This window comes from Serratia sp. BW106 (assembly GCF_002607755.1).
GTDB lineage: Bacteria > Pseudomonadota > Gammaproteobacteria > Enterobacterales > Enterobacteriaceae > Serratia > Serratia proteamaculans.
Genome location: NZ_MCGS01000007.1, coordinates 42269 through 64914 on the forward strand (window position 1 = coordinate 42269; position 22646 = coordinate 64914).

Genomic DNA, 22646 nt, shown 5'->3' on the forward strand with positions numbered 1-22646 from the left:
TGAACTCCTGTTTTCAGGTGTGGAATGGGAAATGTTGGGCGTCAGGCGGCGTGCATCAGGTGCCGTCCACTGTCACTGTCGTTCGCCGCCGTCAGTCGCACATCGTCCAGCCGATGGATTATGCGTAACAGGCTACCGCCAGCGGCGCTGGGCAGAATTTGCAGGGTTACGGTGCTTTCGAGGAACGGCGGTTGGTCATCACGCATCCGGTAGCTGATTTCCGTTCCCGGGGTCACCACAACCGGTTCGGCGTCGGCCAGCACGGCATTCGGTAACCATTGTTCGCGCAATGCCGGGATACCCACCGCCCGCCAGACTTTCTCGGGTGGCGCATCAAGTGAATATTCCAGCACCAGCGGCGGCAGGTTGGCATCGGTCTGGTTCATTGATCCATGTCCTTTAGCAAAATATTCAGCTTCTCGATACGCTCCGGCCAGAAGGTACGGTACTTATCCAGCCACCGGGCAATCAATGCCAGCCCCTGCGGGTCAATCTGATAATTGACGAAACGGCCCTGCCGCGCCTCGCTTACCAGACCAGCCTGACGCAACACTGTCAGGTGCTGGGACATCGCCGATTGGCTGATGGGCATGCCTTCACGCAGGGCACTGGCATTCATGCTACCCGCGGCCAGTTTTTCGAAGATGGTGCGGCGGGTAGGATCCGCCAGCGCCTTAAAGATGTCATTTTCATTCATAAATACACATTAGTATCCACTTATCTAATGCGCAAGTTTATAGCGTGAGATAATCCCCCAATAGCCAACAAACAGGCCATTATCATAATGATGCGGTCAACGCCCCAAGACCAATAAACAACCCGGCGATAGTGGCGCTCATCAGGTTGGATAACGTCGCTGCCAACAAGGCACGCAGACCCAGGCTGGCGATATCCGAAGCGCGCTCTGGCGCAACAGCGCTGAATGCTCCCACCACTACAGCGATCGATCCAAAATTGGCGAACCCACACAGTGCAAAGGAGATAACCGCGATAGTTTTTGTATCCAGCACTGCTACGGTATCTTTGAGGTAAGTTGAAAAATTCACGTAAGCGACAAATTCGTTGATCGCCAACTTCTGGCCTATCAGCCCGCCTACCAGGCCCGCGTTGTCCCAGTTAACCCCCATGATGTAAGCCAACGGCGCGAACAAATAGCCGAACAGCCTTTCCAGGCTCAGCTGTTCCCACCCCAGCAGGCTACCCACTCCGCCGATCAGGCCATTGATCAGCGCAATCAACGCCACAAATGCCATCACCACGGTGGCGACACCCACCGCAATTTTCAGGCCCAGCATGGCACCGCTGGCCGCCGCTTCGATAATGCTTGCCGGACGTTTGTCACTAAACGACATCTGGCTGAATTCAACCTGCGAAACCTCGGTGGCCGGGCTGAGCATGCGTGCGAACAAAATCCCGCCGGGGATCGCCATTAGCGAAGCCGCCAGTAAATACTCAATCGGCACGCCCAGCCCGGCATAGCCGACCAGCATCGATCCGGCGATTGATGCCATCCCGCTGCAAATCACGGTAAACAGCTCATTGCGGCTCATCTTGTTAATAAAAGGCTTAAGCACCGCAGGCAGTTCGTTTTGCCCCAGGAAGATAGTGGTTACTGCGGCAAAAGCCTCGACCTTGCTGATCCGCAACATCTTTTGGAAAACATAACCCAGTACATTGATCACCCATCCCATCACGCCGAGGTAATAGAGAATTGAGATCAGTGCGGTAATAAAAATAATTGCAGGCAGAACATGGAAAGCGAAAACAAACCCGGCACCGTCAAACAGCACATTCATTTTCGGCCCCACCAGCCCACCGAAAATAAATGAACTACCGGCATCGCTGTAAGAAATCACTTTATTGACCCCGCCGGCAATGGCATTAATCACCCACTTCCCCGCCGGTACATAAAGCATAATCGCGCCGAGCAAAATCTGTAGAATTAAAGCGCAACCTACGGTTCTCAGGCTAATGCACTTTCTGTTATTTGAAAAAATAAAAGCAATAAGGAGAAGAATACAGATACCTATTAAGCTGCGGAGTAAGTCCATAAATCCATCCCTTTATACCCAGCGTTGAAAGGAGAAAGAGACAAGGCTGCCCCCTCCACCTTCCAGGCTGGAATTTTTATTTAATGTTGGTTATCAGGGTAAAAATTAAGGAAACTACTGTCGTCTCAGGCGGCCTCTTGCTGATAGCAACAGGCTATCTGCGCCGCCAGTTTGGCATTGTTGAACACCAACTGAATATTGGCCGTCAGGCTATCGCCACCGGTCAGTTCAGCCACCCGGGCCAGTAAGAACGGCGTGCTGTCTTTACCCTGAACCCCCTGTTCTACCGACTCGCGCACCGCCCGTTCAATGGCCGCATTAATTTTGCCCTCCGGCACCGCATACTGCGCCGGGATCGGGTTAGCGATCACCATGCCGCCCTCCAGCCCCGCCTGCCATTTGGTGGCCATTGCCCGGGCGATTTCCGCCGGGGCATCCAACTGAATGCTGACGGTGAATGGGCTGGTGCGGCAAAAGAACGCCGGCAGCGTTGGAGTCTGGTAGCCAATCACCGGCACCCCGTGGGTTTCAAGATATTCGGTGGTCAGCCCCAAATCTAAAATAGACTTGGCCCCGGCGCAGATCACCGCCACGTTGGTTCTGGCCAATTCTTGCAGGTCCGCAGAGATATCAAAGGTGTGCTCGGCACCACGATGCACTCCGCCAATGCCACCGGTGGCAAACACGTGGATACCCGCCATCTCGGCAATGATCATGGTTGAGGCTACGGTGGTGGCGCCGTGTTGACCGGCGGCGACGATAAAGGGCAAATCCCGGCGGCTCACTTTCGCCACTTTGTGGCCTTCTTTGCCCAACAGTTCGATTTCCTCACGGCTCAGCCCCGCTTTCATGCGGCCATTGATAATGGCGATAGTGGCCGGTACTGCGCCGTTATCACGAATTTTTTGTTCAACCTCCAGCGCGGTCTGCGCGTTTTGCGGGTACGGCATGCCGTGGGAAATAATGGTGGATTCCAGAGCCACAACCGGGCGTTTGTTGGCCAAAGCTTCGGCAACTTCCGGTGAAATATCCAGATAGTCATGGGAAATAACATTGTTTTTCATGATTGTAGCTCCAACAGTTTTTGAACGCTGCCGTTCGACAGGTTAGGGTTATTAGTCAATTCGGATGAGAGGGTTAATGCCGAGCAGCCCTGAGCAAAACGAATACTGTCTGCCAGCGTCATGTCCTCCAGCCAGCAGTGGGCCAGGCCTGCCATCATGGCGTCACCGGCACCGGTGACATTAACGATGTCGACGCTCAGTGGCCGCGACCAGCCGTTTTGCCCGTCAATCTCGCTGTAATAAACGCCGGCGGGCCCCATGCTGAGGGCTAATCGTTGCACCCCCTGCTGATGGAACCATTGGGCAACGGGCTGCGCGTCCTGAGGCCCGTGGATCGCCATGCCGCTGAGGACTTCGGCCTCCAGCCGATTCGGCTTAAGCGTATGAATGTGTGAGAGCCAACGACGGATTTTGGGCGCTTTAAACGCCGATACGGTGTCAACAAACACCGGCACGTTGCCGGAATGGCCAAATAGCCAGGCCAGCGCGTCCTCGGTGAGATTGCAATCAACCACCAACACGCCGGCATGCTGGATCAGATCTTTGGAGGTGGCTAATAAGGCTGGCGTGAGTTTCTCGAGGATCCGCATGTCGTTAATAGCCACCAGCATTTCACCGCTGTTATCAAGCAAAGAGACATAGGTTGAGGTATTTTCGCCGTGCAGTTTATGGAAGTTGCCGATATGCACTCCCGCCAGCTTCGCCTGCTCCAACAGTGTTTCACCGTAGAAGTCGTCGCCGACAACGGAAATAAGGTGACATTCCCGCCCTAATAAAGCGACATTCTGCGCAATATTTCTGCCTACGCCACCGGGCGTACATTTTATTTTTCCCGGATTAGAGTCCTCATACACTAATTTAGATGAGGCATAACCGCAGACGTCCATATTGGTCGAACCCACGGTCACCACATAGCTGTGCTCCGACAATATATAACCCTTGCCTTTTATATATCCCTTATTCATTAAATTCATTATGTGTCCGGCGACACCAGAGCGGCTAATACCTAAAACATCGGCAATTTCCTGCTGTGGGATCAAAGGATCACGTCTCAGAAGCTGCAATATCTGTTTTTCTCTGCTGGTCATATTGGACACTTGTTTGTTTTTAAACATGAGTTCGTTTTATAACGAGCATGAAAAACAGTAAAGTGCGATTTATAGTTTTAGCGGGGAATTGGGAAGGCGATCGTAAGACGGATGAACGGAGTTTCAGGAGTAATTATGTGATAGCAATCAACTTATAAAAGTGGTTATGACGCGTTAACTCAGCCAAAAATAGTCATTAGATCTAATGCAGCATTTTATTCTTTTAATAATCTTCATAAAACAAACGGATAGCACTTTCTGATGTAGAACCTAACTTTTGTTGGGTTGTTAGAATTCTATCGATTTAGACGACAAAAGGGGGAACCGAAGTTGCAGCCTAAAGCGACGGCTTTCACATATGTCTTGAAAACAAAAGGGCGGCCTGTGAATCCGGCCGCCCTTTAATGCCCCCCGCCAACGCTGAGAGAAGCGATGATAAATTACAAGGCGCTACAGCTCAGATCACCCGCCGGCGCCTTTTTGCCATCCTGCGACTCAAGCACAATTTTCGCCAACGGCGTGTCCTCGTCATAGCGGGCCTGAGCATCCAGGCTCTTGGAGTAGCGGTTGTATTTCCACCAGGCGTAGCCGAGGAAGATCACCAGGCCACCGACGTTATAAAACACAATGGTCACAATGCTCGCCCCGGTGGGGAAGGTTGAAGCGACAAAGCCCACGGCAAAGATGACGATCAGCGTGCTGACAATCGCGATCCCCTGCAACCGGGAGCCCATCTTGAAATCACGCTGCACCCGGTCGTACTTTAAACGCAGATTCAGGTAGGCCAGCATAATGAACAGCGGCGGCAGCATGGATGCGGCGGCGGTCATATTGATCAGCGTGTTCATCAGGTCCTGTACACTGTCAGAGCCCAACGTCGGGATCAGCATCAGTGGGATCACGATAAAGAACTGCAACCAGGCGGCGCGGGTCGGCACACCATGCTTATTCAAGCGGATGGTTTTCTCGCCAAAGATACCTTTCGGGATCTCGGTAAAGAAGATTTTTACCGGCGCTGCGGTCCACATCAGCAATGAGCCAAACATCGCGGTAAAGGAAATCAGACCGACGAAACGGTTCATCAGCACCGCCGGCAGGCCAAAGTGCGCCGACAGCCCTTCAAATACCTGCACCGTTCCGCCGGTAAAGTGCAGATCGGTACGGCTAACGAACACGTTAAGCAGTAAGGATGAAACCGAATACAGCACGCCGATCACCAGCCCGGAAAGAATGATCACTTTCACAAACGAGCGACTGCCGCCCTTCACGTCATTGACATACACCGCTACCGATTCCGCCCCGCCTGCCGCCTGGAAAATCCACGCGGTGATGCCGAGGAAGGCCCAGTTAAAGCTCGGCGTAATGGCTTCCACCGTGATCGGGTTGGCCGGCTCGATCCCGCCAATCACCGCCGCACCGGCCAGGATGATGTAGGAAAACGTCAGCAACAGCATCAACGAGGAGGTGACCGAGGTCATCGGGCCCAACAGCTTGGCACCGCTGTTGGAAATATAGGTTGAGAACGCAAACAGGAAAATACTGATGATCGCGGTGGTCAATGGCGTAAAGACATAGTCATAGCCCAAGAACGCGTAAGAAGCGTAAGCGATGACCCTCGGCAGCAGCGCGGTAAAGAAGAACAGATTCACAAACCAATAGGTATAGGCGGTCATAAACGCCCAACGCCCGCCCAGGGCGCTTTTTACCCAGGCGTATACCCCAGCCTCAGAGTTCTTGTTCAGTGACACGAACTCGGCAATGATCAGACAGAAAGGAATAAAATAGATAATGGTCGCCACCAGGAAAACCGGGGCGGAGGCAATGCCAAGCTGAATATTATTATTGATCACATTATTGAAGCTGAACACTGCCGCGAACGTCATCGCCAGCAAACCGAACTTGCCGATAGTATTTCTATTCGACACAGCCATAGACACTCTCCGAAATTTTGTAGGGTACTTAATCGGTTTATTTCCCTGGGTCTTTCAAGCTGCAGCCTTGCCAACTGCAACCTGAAAGCGAAAGGACTTATTTTTTAATAAGAGATTTCCGCTATTTATTGAGGAAATAGCTGTCTTCTACCGTCACTTTTAAAATGACTTTTTTTACCTGGTGACTCTGTTTAAATCGATAAGCCTGGTGGTTCTCAAAAATAACCACCTTGCCCTGACCCACAGGATGTAACTCGCCCTGCCCGTTGAAAAACTCGCGATCGGTTTCGTCCTGATAGGCCACCACCGAGGTCAGCTCGCACTTGTCGGCCACCTCAATCGTTTCCTGGCCGGCGAGATAATAGTGAATATCAAAATAGCGACGATTCCCCTCCAGCCAGTCATGCTGTTGGCTCGTGCCGGAAGCCAACCGGTAAACCAGCGAATCGCCTACCGAATAAAAGACATTCGGCTCGATGTGATTAATATTATTGATGGCCTCCATACAGCGTTGCCATTTTTTCCCGGCGCGGTAAATAAGCTGAAACTCCGCTAATGATTCGATAATAATCATAATTTCGCCTCTTCTGACTGAGCGTTATTATTGGCCGGTGCGAAATGATATCCGGCCAGCGTGGAAGCCTCGGTTTCCTGCCGGTTAAAAGGCACCAGCGTAAGGCCGTAGCTGAACGGCGACAGATAAACCCGATAGGAGTCCAACACTTCCGAGCCCCAGGAATTGGAGCCCAGACCCAGAATTTGATCGTCGAGGTTTAGTGTCAGATAGTCGCTTTCTCGCAGTTCATTAATATGTTGAGCCTGATGCAGCATCTCGGCGCTATAAGGCCACAGGCTGAAATTGATCGGCCGCCGCGGCTGGATAAAGATCCCTTTGCCGTTACCGTCCTGCAGACTCAACCAGCGCACCTCTTGCCGATTGCCGTTATCCTGCGGGAACGGATAATGCTCAAACAACTCACCCACCCGCTGCTGATAATGGCCGATCAGGTTGGCCTGACAGCTGTCCTGGTAGTTTTCCCCCGGCCCGCGACCGTAGTATTCCACCTGTTCAAAACGGCGGCTGAGGCCGAAATCCAGGCCAATTTTCGGGATCACCTGCTGGAAATTGCCGTAAGGCTCGCCAGACAGATCCAGACTGACGTGGCCCTGCGGAGATATCTGCCAGCGGTAACGGCAACGCATACCAAAATCAAACACCGGTGGCGCAATCAGTGTGCGGACTTCAATCACCACATCGTCCCCCTGTCGCTCCCACTGCAGGCTGCGGAAATGGTGCTGCATGATCTGCAGATGGTTCGGCTGCCAGATCCCCTCATACTCCTGCTTATGGTTGTCGATTACCGGCTTGAAGAAGGAAAGATGCGGCGCACGCCCCACTACTTCATCCCCCGATACCTGCCACGACAGCAGTTCGCCGCTCAGGCGCGAGAAGGTCAGGCTAAAATTGTCGCCGCTGACGATCATTTGATGGTTTTCGTCGTGGCATTGCAGCGCAACAGTCTGCTCGCCAATCGGTGGCGGGCTGAGTAACGGCGTGGCGGATTGCAGCAGATGCTGATACTGCCCCAGCAGCTCTCCGCTGGCGCTGTAACGGGTGGCGCTGTCTTTATACACCTCGACGTCAATGAAGGTTTCTTGCGCGCCCAGCACCCATTCCGGCAGATGGATCTCTTCAAACTCGCCCGGTTGTAGGTGCGGCAGCTTGACGTCATAGCTGGCCAGTTGCCGACCACCGGCCTTGATGCTGACCTTGAGCGTAATGTCGGCCAGCGAACTGAACCAATAACGGTTTTTGACCCGCAGCACCGGCTGCTTCTCGCCGACGCCGCTCACCTCTACCGGACACAGCACCTGCTTGTATTCACGCAGGCCGGGGCCAGGACGCTGATCCGGATAGATCAGCCCATCCATGCAGAAGTTATAGTTATTCGGGTAATCACCGTAATCACCGCCATACTGATAGCGCTCACGCCCCTGCTCGTCATGACTCAGCAAGCCGTGATCGCACCACTCCCAGATGTAATGCCCTTGCAGACTGGCATGGCGGTTAAACACCGACTGGTATTCGAACAATCCCCCTGGCCCGTTGCCCATGGCGTGAGCGTATTCACACAGGATCCGTGGCTTCGGGTGAGGGTATTCACCAAACGCATTCATCATGGCCACACGGGAATACATGGTGCTGATCACATCGACCACTTCCGCATCCCGGTCTTCTTCGTAGTGCACCAGCCGGGTGGCATCGAGCGCCTTGCAGCGTTTGGCCATGGCACGAATGTTACAGCCATAACCGGACTCATTGCCCAGAGACCAGATAATGATGGAGGGATGGTTTTTCTGCGCCATCACATGGCGTTCAATGCGCTCGACGTAGGCCTTTTCCCAACGAGGATCGTCGGTGATACGGCTAATATCGTCGACGTTGGCAAATCCGTGGCTTTCCAGATCGGTTTCCGCCATCACAAACAGGCCATAGATATCGCACAGCTCGTAAAAACGCGGATCGTTCGGGTAATGGGCGGTACGCACCGAGTTAATGTTGTGCTGTTTCATCAGCACGATGTCTCGCTCAACCCGCGCCATATCAACGGCCCGGCCTTTGCGATGATCGTGGTCGTGGCGGTTAACACCATGCAGTTTCAGGTAGCGCCCATTGATGTGGAATAAGCCGTCACGCACGCTGATTTCACGGAACCCGACCCGTTGCGGCACCACAGACAACAGATTGCCTGCATTGTCGTACAGGCTGAGCAGCAACTGATACAGGTAAGGATGTTCCGCATTCCACTGCTGCGGCTGGCTAACCGGGATCTCAAACCGGCAGGTGGCATCCGGGCCAATACTGAGCTCATTCGCCCACTGTTCGGCGACGCAGGCCTCACCGTCAAATAACTGCGCCTGCAGCCGATAACCACTGGCCACACCCTGGCCCAAGTTCCGCAGTTCAACCTCTGCCGCCAGAAGCGCATCGCAATACTGCTCATCGAAGGTGGTGACCAGAGTGAGGTCATGAATGTGCGTGCGTTGCTGCCCGATCAGATAAACATCACGGAAGATGCCTGCCATCCACCACATGTCCTGATCTTCGATATAGGTCGAATCGGCCCACTGCATCACGCGCACGGACAGCAGGTTGTCCCCCGTTTGCAGGTAGTCGCTGAGATCGAACTCGGCGGTCAACCGACTGCCTTTGCTGAAGCCGACGTAGTGCCCGTTGAGGTAAACCTCAAAATAGGTTTCTACACCGTCAAATTTGATGATGACCTGCTGATCGGCCCATTCGTCACCGAGGGTGAAATGACGTTGGTAGGCACCGGTCGGGTTGTTGGTCGGAACATAAGGCACGTCGATCGGGAACGGATAGCCTTCGTCGGTATATTGCAGTTGACCGTGCCCTTCCATCTGCCACATGCCCGGTACGGTGATTTCGCCCCATTCCGCCATCGGCTGGCGGTAGAACGCCTCCGGTACCCGCCCAGGATGATCGAAATAGCAGAACTGCCAACGCCCGCTCAGCAACTGGAAGCCCAAACTGGCGTTGCGATCAAAACTCAATGCCTGCCTGGCATCCCGATAGCTGAAGAAACTCGCCCGCGGCGGTAAGCGATTCTCCGACTGCTTTTCTATGTTTTCCCAATTATTCACGTCACGTCTCCCGACAGCTTTCAATGGGATAACGATAGTAAATATTTAGTAAAAATTACAGATCATATTTACCTAATGACGACGGGATCACAATAAATATTAAATGTCTTTTTTAATCATGACGTTAATTTTTACTCTGGCGGGCGTCCCTGTGCAGCAGCCAACGGCATGCGGCACAGGGTGTTTTTCAGGCAATGGTAGTGTCGCGCAACTGAAGTGAGCTGGGGACGAAAATCGATAAAGGGACGGTTCGCTCATCGCGAATGCGCTCCGTCAACAGGTTGACGGCCTGGGCGCCCATGGTTTCTGAAGGAATACGAACCGTTGATAAGGCAGGGAAAATAAAGCGTGCAGTGGGAATATCGTTCACACTGATCAGCGCAATCTGTCCGGGAACCTGGATCCCATTTTCATGCAGGGCGCGCAATACGCCGATAGCGATAGAGTCGGTCGCCACCAACAGGGCCGGAGGATAATCGGTAGCTCGCTCCAGCATTTGCCGCGCACACTGGTAACCCGCCTGGCTGCTGAAATCACCGGTGTAAATATCCTGGGGCTGTACTACGTTTTTCAGCCGGCCATACTCGACAAACGCCTGCTCGCGTTGGTCGGCAAAGGCCGGATCGTCGCGTCCGCCGATAAATCCAATGCGTGAATAGCCGCGCCCGATGAAATAGTCGATCACCTTCTGACTGATTTGGTACAAATCAACATTAACGCAGTCGAACTGCGGATCTTCAACCACGCCATCCAGGAACACCACCGGCACTTTTTGTTGGCTCAGTTGCTCGTGCAGCACAGGTTGCGGCCGACCGATAACCAGCAGACCGTCCGCCGCAGGCAGCGGTTTTTCACCGTTGAAGTCGTAGCAGGCCACCAACGAAATACCCAGCTTTTCGCATTGTGTTTCAATGCCATAACGCATCGCCAGATAGTAAGGATCGTTAATCTCGATGCCCTGCTTATAGGTGAACAGCGCGGCGAATGTTAGCCGGTGCCCGCTGTGACGTTTTGAAGGCTGGACTTTGTATTCGAGACGCTCCGCGGCTTCCAGAATTTTTTGCCGGGTTTGCGCTTTCACGCTCAGAGTGGGGTCGTCATTCAGCACTCGCGAAACGGTAGCAACAGACACGTTCGCAGCTTCTGCGATTTCCTTCAGTGTGGCCATAAAGTCTCAATGGATAGACAAAAACGCTAGCTTACCGGGACAGCGCCGCAAGGTATACGCCCTGCTGACCCCTCCCCCCAGAAACTTCCCCATCGCACCTGTACGACGGTTCAGCCTGTTCGCAATACCACTAGCGAAGATACCGATTTCATCCTTTGTGATCAAGTTAACGATTTACTGATTTAGCGATATTTTTTACTAAATACTTTACTAATATAACTGCCGTTTTACCGTCTTGCTTAAGACGGTTTTTTATCTCCTCCCAGGGAAAAGGGGCCGACCCACAGGGCGTTAATGGATCACGTTGGCAGGCATCTCGCCATGTTGACCGTCCAATACCCCCAAACTGATGCGTGTCCAAATGAAAATAAGAGCTAATAATAAATTTTTACCCGCTTTACTGCTGATTTTACCACTGGAATTACCGGCGCAGGAGTCCGTGGTCCCCGCAGAACATAATGTCCTCCCGCCGCCAGAGTTAACAACCACCGAGGCTACCGCCCTGCGCTTTTACGGTGAGCTGGGCATCGGCGGCAGCGTCTATCTCAACGGTGAGCATCAGCATAAATACAGCGACGGCACCTACATCGAAGGCGGGCTGGAAATCAAACACGGCCACTGGTTCGGCCTGATCTACGGCGAGGGCTGGACGGTACAGGCGGACCACCAGGGTAATGCCTGGGTACCGGACCACAGTTGGGGTGGATTTGAAGGCGGCATCAACCGTTTTTACGGCGGCTATCGCACCGGCGACGGCACCGAAATGATGCTCAGCGTGCGCAATGACTCCTCACTGGATGATTTGCAATGGTGGGCCGACTTTACCCCGGAATACGGTTATGTGATCCCCAACACCCGGGATCTCTCCTATGCCGCCAAGCTGCAAAATCTGACCGGGAAGTTCCGCTACAGCATCACCGCCGCACCGGAAAGCCGCATTGATGAGAGCAAGGCGTTATTGCACTTTGGCAAATATGACCGCTACTCGGACAAGTACACCTACCGCGCCATGGTCAACGGCTACACCCAATACGATCTGCAGGAAGAACTGACGTTATTGAACGGCCTGGAAATCACCGACGGCATGGGGCAACTGTACTTGCTGGGGCTGAAAGGCAAAAACCTGGCCGGACGCGTCTGGCACCACACCGGTAAGGGGGACAGCAGCAGCCACCCGGGCTCGGAATCAGGCCTGATGCTGAGCGCTATGGTTGAAGCCACCCAAGGGCTGTATTTCTCGACCGCCTACAGCTACGCCCGCCACCGGCTAGACAATGCGCCGGACACCGTCACCTCTTACGCGCAGGCCGGTATCTGGTACGAGTATGGCGGCGGCAAATTCGCCACCGCGCTGGACAGTAAATTCTATATGACTAACGACAGCACCGACGCCAGTAACTCGGTGTTTCTGATGCAGTATTTTTATTGGTAACCGACAAGGCAAATATAATGAATATGATGAATAAACTGCCGCCTTTGGCCGTGGCTATCACTCTGGCAATATCGGGCTGCTCCTCGCACCCGGGTAACGAGAACACCTTGCGGGCAGACGCCTACAAAAATGTGATTAATCGCAGCGGCGCGCCGCACTACATGCTCGATTATGATTTTGATGAACATCAGCGTTTTAACCCGTTCTTCGATCAGGGCGCCTGGCACGGTCATTTATTGCCTGACGGCCCAGAGGGTGCCGGCGGCTTCCCCGGCCCGGCACTGCTCACCGAAGAGTACATCAACTTTATGGCCAATAATTTCGATCGGCTGAGCCTGTATAAAAACGGTAAGAAAGTAAATTTCAGCATGACGGCCTACAGCATTCCCGGTGCGTTGATCCAGCAACTCACCGCACCAGGGATCACCGTCAATCTGACGTTACGTTTCGCTAGCGCACGCACCTCGCTGTTGGAAACCCAAATCATCACCGATACGCCGCTGGAGCTGGTGTGGGATGGCGCACTGCTGGAAAAATACTATGCCAAACAGCAGAAACCGCAGTCACCTCAGACTATCGAGCAGGCCTTCCCAGGCTACACGCGACATATCCTGCCGACCACGGATGGCCTGCGGGTCACCTTTGGCAAGGTGCGTGCGGCCTCACAGCTGATGACTTCCGGCCAGTCCGAATACCAAATTCATAAATCACTGCCGCAGCACACCAGGGTGAACGGCCATCAATTCACCGCCACAGCCCAAATTTCTGGCTCTACCACCCTTTACACCACCTACTCTCACCTGCTCACCGCTGCTGAAGTGCAGCAGGAACAGGGAAAAATTGCCGCTATCCTCGCCAATCCGCAACAGTATATGACCGCTTCGGCACGGCGTTGGGAAAGCTATCTCAGCAAAGGGCTCACCAACCCACACGCCACCCAGGCACAGGAACGTGTGGCGGTGAAAGCGATAGAGACATTAAATGGTAACTGGCGCGGAGCGGCCGGAGTGATGAAGTTTGATTCGGTGACCCCTTCGGTGACCGGGCGCTGGTTCTCCGGCAACCAGACCTGGCCCTGGGATACCTGGAAGCAGGCTTACGCCATGGCGCATTTTAATCCTGATGTCGCCAAAGATAATATCCGCGCGGTGTTTGCCTTCCAGACTCAGCCAGATGACCCACTTCGCCCATGGGATGCCGGTTTTATCCCCGATCTGATCGCCTACAACCCCAGCCCGGAACGCGGCGGTGACGGCAGCAACTGGAACGAACGTAATACCAAACCCAGCCTGGCGGCCTGGGCGGTGATGGAGGTGTATAACACCACCGGCGATAAACAGTGGCTGGCCGAGATGTATCCGAAACTGGTCGCCTACCACAACTGGTGGCTGCATAACCGCGACCATAACGGCAACGGCGTACCGGAATATGGCGCAACGCGGGATAAGGCGCACAATACGCCGGATGGCCAGATGCTGTTCACCGTGAAACTCGGGCAGCATGAGAAAACGCTCGCCGGGTTGAACAACTACGATCGGGTGGTGCGTTCCGGCCACTACGACCGCATCGAAATTCCAGCCCAGGTTGCCGCCTCCTGGGAGTCGGGCCGCGACGACGCTGCCGCCTTTGGTTTTATCGACCCGGATCAATTGGCCCGCTATCTGGCAAAAGGGGGAAAAAGGCAGGACTGGCAGGTGAAATTTGCCGAAAACCGCGCGCCGGACGGCACCCTGCTGGGCTATTCATTGCTGCAGGAGTCGGTGGATCAGGCCAGCTACATGTACAGCGACAACAAGTATCTGGCCGAGATGGCCGATATTCTGGGTCACAGCACCGATGCCACCGCCTTCCGCAGCAAGGCCGATAAGCTGGCGGATTACATCAATACCTGCATGTTCGACCAATCCAGTGGCTTCTTCTACGACATTCGCATCGAAGATAAACCGCTGTCCAATGGCTGTGCCGGTAAACCTATTGTCGAGCGCGGCAAAGGGCCGGAGGGCTGGTCACCGCTGTTTAATGGCGCTGCCAGTCAGCAACATGCCGATGCGGTGGTTAAAGTGATGAAGGATCCCCGTGAATTCAACACCTACGTGCCACTTGGTACGGCGGCGCTAACCAATCCGGCTTTCGGCGCGGATATTTACTGGCGTGGGCGGGTATGGGTAGATCAGTTGTATTTCGGACTGAAAGGAATGGAAAGCTATGGCTACCGTGCCGATGCAATAGCCATGGCACAGGCTTTCTTCAACCATGCTGACGGGCTGGTGACTGACGGGCCGATCCGCGAAAACTACAATCCGCTGACCGGTATGCAGCAAGGGGCCCCCAACTTCTCCTGGAGCGCCGCGCATCTGTATATGTTGTATAACGACTTTTTTACCCAGTAATCTCGCCGTTACCCTGCCAGGCCGTTCAACTGGCAGGGGTTTCGGTCGGACTAGGATTTAATCGGGATCACCAGCACGTCGACATTCAACTGGTTAATCGCATGGCGGGTTGAGGAAAACAGTTTGTTCCACAGATCGTGGTGATGGCCGAAGATCACCAGATCAATGCTTTTATCCACCACCGCATTCTGCAATTGTTCAGTGAAATCACCACGCCCAATAATCACCTCGTTGATCGGGTAATTCACGTTTTGGGTCAACGGCTCCAGCTCTTTCTTGATCTTGTCGTCAAAAGACCCACCATCGTAGCTTTTCTCCGAGAAACCAATTGCTGCATGGTAGGTATCGTAATAAATATCCACGTAGATCAGCGAAAGTTTAGCCTGCAGCGCAGCGGCCAACCGCGCGCCTTTTTCCACCAGCCGTTTGCCGTCTTCACTCAGGTCGGTAGCGATCACAATATGTTGGTAGCACATAGCGCCTCCTGTCATTGATTCAGTAGAGACCCCTGCTTCCGCTATAACATTAGCGTTATATCGTTACGGTTAATTTTAGTTCAGAACGAGTGGCCGGCGAAGATATTACACTGGAATAGCCCCGTTGCCGGGGCCAGATGAGAAGACATTGAGTGAAAAGCGAAGTTAACGGCGTTGTTCCTGATTTTGCTGATAAGGGGTATAGACCCCGGACAGACTATTAAGGAAAGCGACAATATCATCCACGTCCTGCTGCGGCAGTTCGCTACCCACCTGATAACGCAGCATCAGTTTGACGGCCTGATCCAGCGTAGCGACATCGCCACGATGAAAATAAGGCGCGGTCAACGCGACATTGCGCAGACCCGGGACCTTCTGACGCAACCTGTCACGCGCTTCGCTAGTGACATTCATTCGCCCAATATCTGCCGCGGTAATCTCACCAAAATTGAAATCACGCTTCAGCCCCAAGGGTTCAAAGGATCGCCCCCCCAAGATGGTTCCTCCATGGCAAGTGGCGCATTTGTTGTCTTTAAATAATTGGTAACCGCGCTTTTGCTGCATCGTTATGGCATTCCCATCGCCACGCAGCCAACTATCGAAAGGTGAATCTGGGGTGATCAAGGTTTTTTCAAATTCGGCAATGGCATCCGTAATATTCTCGCCGCTGAATCCCTGCGGATAAACGGCGACAAAATCGCGGGTCAGCACCGGATCCTTGTCGAGCTTATTGATAATCTCATCCCAGGATTTGGAGGCCATTTCTATCGGGTTTAATGGGGGTCCACCGGCCTGTGCCTGTAACGTCGGCGCCCGGCCATCCCAAAATTGTTCGCTATTGAAAACCGAGTTAAACACCGTTGGCGCGTTAATCGGCCCCACCGCGCCACCCACGCCAATTGAGGTTTTTCTTCCGTCTACGCCCCCGGTATTGAGTGAATGGCAATGAGCACAAGAAAGCGTGCTATCTCCCGAAAGACGAGGATCGTGATACAGTCGAAAACCCAATGCCACTTTTTGTCCATCAACAGGCAACCCCTTGGGGATCGGTTGAATCGGTTCATTACGGTGCTGTTCCGCGGCCTCGTTACTTGAGTAATAACGCGCCCGCTGTTGCGCTATCCAGCCGAGGATGATCTCCCGCTCCTCAGAATTTATCTGTCCCGCCCAATGCAAAGCTACATAGCGAGTCGGCGGCATGGTTTTGTGCTGCATGACCCACTCAATTTTATTCAGATCGCTTTGCATCGGCGGTTTATCTTTAATCAGGGCGCTGCGTACCGGCTCCAGACTGAAAGACGAGTAACCCAGACGAATATCGTACTCCATCAACTGCTTGGCTACCGGGAAAGAAGCGTAAAACGGAAGTTCGGCTGACGGGGTATGGCAATAGTCACAGCCCTTTTCCCTCAGCAACCCAAGCACCTGGTTATTCTGCTCCACAGAGGAACGGAGTACCGAACTATTCTGATTACGCTGGGTATCGAGGTACCAGACATAACCGCACAAGCCGAAATAAATTAGCGCAATCCCTGCAATGGAAATTGCCGAAATACGGATGACCTTTTTCATTTCTCTATCCTTATGAGACATTGCCGACCCAATAACCGCCGTAAACCATAATAAACAGCGGGGCAATGGTATTATTGATAAACATCAATAATTCTCACAGGTGTAACCTATAGCTGAAATAGCACTGACCTATCAACAATGAATTTTAAATTCCACATAAATACTCAAAACATTAATTTAGCAAAGATAAAATCAGTACTCATTCATTAAATGAATGCCCATTGGAATAATTAAGCAATGCTAAAGCGATAAGAATAAAATAATTTCTTGACGGGGGGAAAGATAACCGCAGGCAGCGCTCGCACAGAATATCTGGCAAGCGCTGCCTGAGATCAACGCACGCGTTGTGCTTCAAACCAAACGTTGCACACCGACAGGATCAGCGTGTTGGCATCTTTCAGCAGCACATTGTCTCCCGGTACGCCATCGGTGCCCTGATCGGTGATGCCTTTGATCTGGGTATCGGCATGCTGGATCATCACCCGCTCTACCGCCGGCGTACTGATGCCCAGCATCGGAAAATCGATATAGGAGCTGCTACCGGAATTGTCTTCGACAAACTCCTGCGCCTCTACCGTGCTAACGGTGGCCCCTTCGTTTTTCAGCGCGGTACCGTTCCAGTTAAAGCCATCGGCCTGGTAACTGAGTTTACCGCCAATCAGGCCTTTCGCCTGTTGTTCGTCCCAGCAACCGACGGTTTGCGTCGGCAAAATCTTGCTGACATGCCAGTTGCCCAGCAGCGTTTTAGGGATAGGTTGCACCACCGCATCCGCCGCCTGCACCTGAGTCGCTGATACACAAGTCAAAACCACCAATGGCAGCAGCGCCTTGCGCCACATGTTAAATCGCATTTTATTTTCCTTTGGCTATTCGCGCCCCTGTCGGGCTTTCCGCCATCATAATGAGCCGGTGGAACCTGCGTCAAAACAAACTGAGTATCAGGGCACAAACAGGGCGGATGCTGCTCATAGCAAATCGCTATTAATCATAGTGAATCAGTATTTTATTTTAGCCAGACGATTATCTAGAGTCACTGCCACTCTTCAGCCTGCAATAACCAGCAGGCTATTTTGACAAGGACTCTGGGAAATGACATTGACGCTAAAAAAACTCGCCGCCACGCTAGCAGTAACCAGCACCCTGCTCCTGACCGCCTGTGGGCCGGCTGCACAAGACAACCACCACATCAAGGTCGGTATCAGTTCCGGCATCGATCAGTCGCTGTGGGCCGTGGTACAGAAGGTTGCCAAGCAAAAATACGATTTGGATGTGGAAGTGGTCACCTTCAATGATTACGTGCTGCCCAATGAGGCGTTGAATAACGGCGATTTGGATATCAACGCCTTCCAGCATAAACCTTATCTGGAAAAACAGATCCAGGAGCGTGGCTACAAACTGGTGGCAGTAGGCAACACCTTCGTTTATCCGATTGCCGGTTACTCGAAAAAAATCTCTGCCCTCAGTCAACTGCCGGACGGCGCGCAGGTCGCAGTACCGAATGATCCCACCAATCTCGGCCGCTCACTGCTGCTGTTGCAAAAACAGGGGCTGATCGGGCTGAAGGACGGCGTCGGGCTGCTGCCGACGGCGCTGGATATCGTCAGTAACCCGAAGAAATTGAAAATCGTTGAGATCGAAGCGCCACAGTTGCCACGCGCGCTGGACGACAAACAGGTTGCACTGGCGATTATCAACACCAATTACTCCAGCCAGATCGGTCTGACGCCGGCCAGGGACGGGCTGTTTGTCGAAGACAAAAACTCACCCTACGTCAATATCTTCGCCAGCCGGGTAGATAACCAGAACAACGAAAACGTTAAAAATCTGGTCAAGGCTTACCAGACCGACGAAGTGGCCGCCAGCGCCGCCGAAATCTACAAGGGCGACGCGGTTAAAGGCTGGTAATTTGCCCTTCACCCCGTGGCGACCGTTACGGGGTTCTTCCATCTCCCGGCTTTATCTCTCGAGTTTTTCGCTCATATTTCACCCACCCAGATCACAAATCGAACACTGCCCGCTAGGTGAAAAAAGCTGCAATGTTGTATACAAGTTTGCGTAAATGTTTTCTATTTGTTTCAAAAACCTTTGGTGAAAATAATGAAAAATAGAAAAATCAAACTGTTACTGATTGCAGGTGCAATGGTCGGCGCCGCTGCACTGGCGGTAGCCGGTAAGGTGGAAAATGCCGACAAGACCTTTCTTTCTGTTGCCACCGCCTCCACCGGCGGAACCTACTATCCGATGGGCGTCGGGCTGGCCAATGTCTGGAGCAACCGTCTGAAGCAAAACGGTATCCAGGTCAGTGGGCAGTCCTCCGCCGGATCGATCGAAAATATCGACCTGCTGCAAAAGAACGAGGCACAGCTGGCAATTCTGCAAAGCCTGATCGCCGTCGAGGCTTATGAAGGGGTGCGTAATTTTGAAGGCCGTGCCTACAGCCACCTGCGTTCAATCTCCATGCTGTGGCCGAACGTGGAACACTTTGTGATGCTGGAAAACAAGGTGAAGGACGGCACGCTGAACGATATCGCCGGGACCCGTTTCTCGGTAGGCCCGCAGGCCAGCGGCACCGAACAGTCGACGCTGATCATTTTGCAGGGGGTGAACCTGAGCAAGAAATCGCTGACCGCAGAGTACCTGGGCTACGGCGACACCGTTTCAGCCATGCGCGACGGCAGGCTCGACGGTGGCGCATTGCCAGCCGGAGTCCCGGCGGCGGCGGTAACCGACATGTATGCCAGCGGCGTGCCTTCGCGCATTCTCAACGTCACCGACGAACAACTGGCCAGTATCAACGCCATCGCCAACTCCTGGTTCCGCTTTGATATCAAAGCCGATACCTACCCGCGTCAGAGTAAAGCGGTGTCCACCATCGCCCAGCCCAATATTCTGGTAGCCCTGAATGGCCTGGATGAAAAGCTGGTGTATGACCTGACCAAAACCCTGTTTGAAAACCTGCCGGAGGTGCATCAGGTGCACAGCGCCGCCAAATACATTTCGCTGGAAAACGCGCTGAAAGGGGTCTCGGTACCGCTGCACCTCGGCGCCTACAAGTATTATCTGGAGGCCGGGGTCAGCGTGCCCGACTATCTGATCCCACCGGAAGCGGCGACGCTGACCGCCAATCGATAAGGAGGCCGTATGAGCACTAACAACCTGTCACCGCAAGAAGCCGTCGATCTGGATAAGGAAGCCGGAGCCGGTAGCCGGCCGCTGAGCGGCATCTATTTGCAATTGGCCACCCTGTTGGCGATCGCGATATCCGTCTATGCCATTTACGCCAACGCGTTGTCGAATACCCAGGAGTTTTACCGCAATACCACCTTCCTTAGCGGCATCCTGATCCTGGGCTTTATTTTATTCCCGGTTTCACCCCGCTACGCCACCAGCAAATTCAACCGTTGGGACTACCTGTTTATCATCCTGACGCTGGTCAGCTACGGCTATTTCTACGCCAGCTATCTGGACTTGCACGTGGTGCGCAAAAGCATTCCCAATACCACCGACTACGTGATGGCCGTGATCGGCATCGGCGTCTTGTTTGAGGCTGCACGCCGCACCACCGGCTATTTCATCCCCGGACTGGCGACCTTCGCTATCATTTACGCGCTGTTCGGCCAGTACTTTATGGGCATCTTTGGCCACGGCGGCTTCTCGTTCGAGCGCTTGCTGTACCGGCTGTTTATGACCAGCGAAGGGATCTTCGGCATCACCCTGTCCACCGCCTCCACCGCCATCGTGGTGTTTATTCTGTTTGGCGCTTTTCTCAGCGTCAGCGGTGCTACCGCGTTGTTTAACGATTTGGCGCTGGCGATCGCCGGCCGCCGTCGCGGTGGCCCGGCGCAGGTTGCGGTGATCTCTTCGGCGTTGACCGGCTCCCTGAGCGGCAGCGCGGTGGCCAACGTCGCCACCACCGGCACCTTCACCATTCCGCTGATGAAAAGTATCGGCCTGTCGGCGCGCTTTGCCGGTGCGGTCGAAGCCACCGCGTCCACTGGCGGGATGATCATGCCGCCGATTATGGGTGCGGCAGCCTTTATCATGGCCGGTTTCCTCGGCATTTCTTACACCACCATTGTGATGGCCGCCATCATCCCCGCGCTGCTGTATTACGCGGCGTTGATTATCGCCATCGATCTGGAGGCCAAAAAGCAGGGTCTGAAAGGCATCAGCAAAGAAAATATTCCTAAAGTGAAGGCGGTGCTGAAAGCACGCGGGCTGCTGTTACTGCCGCTGATCATTGTTATCGGCACCCTTCTGCTGGGCAAAACGCCGATCTACGCCGGGTTCCTCGGCATTATTTCGATCATCGTCGCCAGTTGGATCACCCCTGATACTTCGGTGCGCATGACACCGAAAAAAATCGCCACCGCGCTGAACGAAGCGGCGCGCGGCTCCATTCAGGTGACGGTGGCCTGCGCCGCCATCGGGGTGATTATCTGCGTGGTGACCATGACCGGTATCGGCTCGACGCTGGCGTTCAACATTGTCGCCATGACCAACAATACCCTGTGGATGATCCTGCTGGTGGTGATGTTGGTGTGTATCGTGCTGAGCATGGGTCTGCCCTCGACCGCCTTGTACATCGTGGTGGCCGTCACCGTTTCCCCGATCCTGATCAAGGCCGGTGTGATGCCACTGGCGGCGCACTTCTTTGTGTTCTGGTTTGGTGCCCTGTCCAACATTACCCCGCCGGTGGCACTGGCCAGTTACACCGCCGCCAGCATCGCCCGCGCCGATCCGATGCAAACCTCCTGGGACGCGGTGCGGCTGGCGCTGCCGGGCTTTATCATCCCGTTTATTCTGGTCTACAACCCGATGCTGCTGATGCAGGGTGACGATCTCAACGCGTTGTCGGTGATCCATATGGTGATCAGTGCACTGGTAGGGATTTATGCGCTGTCGATCGCCAGTGCCAATTTCTGGATGATGAAAACCCACTGGCTCGAGCGGGTGCTGTTCACCGTCGCGGCTATCCTGCTGATTAAACCGGGTCTGCTGACCGATCTGGGCGGCGCGGCGCTGATTATCACCGCGGCGTCGGTACATCTGCTGCGTTTCAGGCGGAGCACTGCGCAGGGGGCGCTGAATGGTCAATAAAGTTACGCGACAGAAGGCCTCACATCAGGTACTGGCGCAGTTGAAAGCAGGCATCAGCGACGGCAGCTTCCCGATCGGGGAAAAGCTGCCGTCGGAAAACACGCTGGCGGAGGCATTTGGCGTCAGCCGGGTACCGGTGCGAGAAGCGCTCGGCATACTGGAAGTCAGCGGAATTATCTCCTCGCGCCAGGGGGGCGGCCATCGGGTTGAGCAACACTCATTGCTGAGCAAGTACCCGCCGCTGGTGATGGAAATTGCCGACCCCAACGAGGTGGAAGCGCTGCTGGAAATGCGTGAAGTCATTGAGCAACAGGCGGCCCGCATGGCCGCCGAACGCCATACTGCCGCAGATTTACAAGCGATTGAGCTGGCGTTTAATGATTTCAAACGCTGCACTCTCGACGACGGCTTGATTGGTCACCAGCAGGATTACCTGTTCCACCGCGCCATCATGCAGGCCTCACACAACCTGTTTTTCGTCCAGATCCTGGATAACATGCACGAGCTGTATCTGGGCGTGCTGGTGTATTCACTGAGCAAAAATCTGGGGCGGCAAGCCGAACGCCAGCGGGTGATCGACGAACACCAGCGGGTGCTTCTGGCGATCAAGGCTCGTGACCCGGCGGCAGCCACTGCCGCCATGCAGAATCATCTCAGCAACGTACGCGGCAAATTGCGCCGCCTGGATAATGAGGAGTTAGGGTAACC

18 protein-coding genes are annotated in these 22646 nt (G+C 53.9%); 6 read left to right on the top strand and 12 right to left on the bottom strand.

The window, feature by feature from the left end:
- Positions 1-41: 41 nt before the first annotated feature.
- The 9 genes from BEI65_RS04875 to ebgR all read right to left on the bottom strand — a co-directional run bounded on the left by BEI65_RS04875 (position 42) and on the right by ebgR (position 10968).
- A complete protein-coding gene (locus BEI65_RS04875; protein ID WP_099062363.1) occupies positions 42-386 on the bottom strand; it encodes an SRPBCC domain-containing protein in 345 nt (114 codons plus the stop codon).
- A complete protein-coding gene (locus BEI65_RS04880) occupies positions 383-697 on the bottom strand; it encodes a helix-turn-helix transcriptional regulator (RefSeq protein WP_099062364.1) in 315 nt (104 codons plus the stop codon). The genes BEI65_RS04875 and BEI65_RS04880 overlap by 4 nt, the downstream gene beginning before the upstream one ends.
- An 82-nt stretch (positions 698-779) precedes the next feature.
- Entirely contained in the window at positions 780-2051 is a 1272-nt protein-coding gene (locus BEI65_RS04885; RefSeq protein WP_099062365.1) for a NupC/NupG family nucleoside CNT transporter, read from the bottom strand.
- A 125-nt stretch (positions 2052-2176) separates the two neighbouring features.
- Positions 2177-3115 (bottom strand): pseudouridine-5'-phosphate glycosidase, encoded by a 939-nt coding sequence (locus BEI65_RS04890; protein WP_099062366.1) that lies wholly within the window; start codon positions 3113-3115, stop codon positions 2177-2179.
- Positions 3112-4230, bottom strand: coding sequence for a PfkB family carbohydrate kinase (locus BEI65_RS04895; protein ID WP_099062367.1), 1119 nt, complete (start codon positions 4228-4230; stop codon positions 3112-3114). Before BEI65_RS04895 ends, BEI65_RS04890 begins: the two co-directional genes overlap by 4 nt.
- A gap of 413 nt (positions 4231-4643) precedes the next feature.
- The gene (locus BEI65_RS04900) at positions 4644-6134 is read right to left on the bottom strand and encodes an amino acid permease (protein ID WP_099062368.1); all 1491 of its coding nucleotides are present in this window, start codon (positions 6132-6134) and stop codon (positions 4644-4646) included.
- Between the two features lie 121 nt (positions 6135-6255).
- Positions 6256-6708: a beta-galactosidase subunit beta gene (locus BEI65_RS04905; RefSeq protein WP_099062369.1), complete on the bottom strand. Its 453-nt coding sequence runs from the start codon at positions 6706-6708 to the stop codon at positions 6256-6258.
- A complete protein-coding gene (gene ebgA / locus BEI65_RS04910; RefSeq protein ID WP_099062370.1) occupies positions 6705-9800 on the bottom strand; it encodes a beta-galactosidase subunit alpha in 3096 nt (1031 codons plus the stop codon). Before ebgA ends, BEI65_RS04905 begins: the two co-directional genes overlap by 4 nt.
- A 187-nt stretch (positions 9801-9987) precedes the next feature.
- Entirely contained in the window at positions 9988-10968 is a 981-nt protein-coding gene (ebgR, locus tag BEI65_RS04915) for a transcriptional regulator EbgR (RefSeq protein ID WP_099062371.1), read from the bottom strand.
- A 361-nt stretch (positions 10969-11329) separates the two neighbouring features.
- Between ebgR and ygjJ the strand changes: the two genes are divergently transcribed.
- Both ygjJ and ygjK read left to right on the top strand, forming a co-directional pair.
- Positions 11330-12400, top strand: a complete 1071-nt coding sequence (gene ygjJ, locus BEI65_RS04920; protein WP_099062372.1) for a protein YgjJ — start codon at positions 11330-11332, stop codon at positions 12398-12400.
- A 17-nt stretch (positions 12401-12417) separates the two neighbouring features.
- Entirely contained in the window at positions 12418-14790 is a 2373-nt protein-coding gene (ygjK, locus tag BEI65_RS04925; RefSeq protein ID WP_099062373.1) for an alpha-glucosidase, read from the top strand.
- A gap of 50 nt (positions 14791-14840) precedes the next feature.
- On the opposite strand, the gene BEI65_RS04930 is transcribed toward ygjK, so the two are convergent.
- The 3 genes from BEI65_RS04930 to BEI65_RS04940 all read right to left on the bottom strand — a co-directional run bounded on the left by BEI65_RS04930 (position 14841) and on the right by BEI65_RS04940 (position 17689).
- Complete coding sequence (locus tag BEI65_RS04930; protein WP_099062374.1) at positions 14841-15266, bottom strand: universal stress protein; 426 nt, start codon at positions 15264-15266, stop codon at positions 14841-14843.
- Positions 15267-15431: 165 nt separating this feature from the next.
- Entirely contained in the window at positions 15432-16838 is a 1407-nt protein-coding gene (locus BEI65_RS04935; RefSeq protein WP_099062375.1) for a cytochrome-c peroxidase, read from the bottom strand.
- 332 nt (positions 16839-17170) lie between these two features.
- Positions 17171-17689, bottom strand: a complete 519-nt coding sequence (locus BEI65_RS04940; RefSeq protein ID WP_099062376.1) for a hypothetical protein — start codon at positions 17687-17689, stop codon at positions 17171-17173.
- A gap of 238 nt (positions 17690-17927) precedes the next feature.
- Between BEI65_RS04940 and metQ the strand changes: the two genes are divergently transcribed.
- The 4 genes from metQ (at position 17928) to BEI65_RS04960 (ending at position 22644) form a co-directional block, all read left to right on the top strand.
- Positions 17928-18743, top strand: coding sequence for a methionine ABC transporter substrate-binding lipoprotein MetQ (gene metQ, locus BEI65_RS04945; RefSeq protein ID WP_099062377.1), 816 nt, complete (start codon positions 17928-17930; stop codon positions 18741-18743).
- A 192-nt stretch (positions 18744-18935) separates the two neighbouring features.
- Positions 18936-19970: a TAXI family TRAP transporter solute-binding subunit gene (locus BEI65_RS04950; protein WP_099062378.1), complete on the top strand. Its 1035-nt coding sequence runs from the start codon at positions 18936-18938 to the stop codon at positions 19968-19970.
- A gap of 9 nt (positions 19971-19979) precedes the next feature.
- Positions 19980-21938: a TRAP transporter permease gene (locus BEI65_RS04955; protein WP_099062379.1), complete on the top strand. Its 1959-nt coding sequence runs from the start codon at positions 19980-19982 to the stop codon at positions 21936-21938.
- Positions 21928-22644, top strand: coding sequence for a FadR/GntR family transcriptional regulator (locus tag BEI65_RS04960; protein WP_099062380.1), 717 nt, complete (start codon positions 21928-21930; stop codon positions 22642-22644). Before BEI65_RS04955 ends, BEI65_RS04960 begins: the two co-directional genes overlap by 11 nt.
- Positions 22645-22646 lie beyond the last annotated feature (2 nt).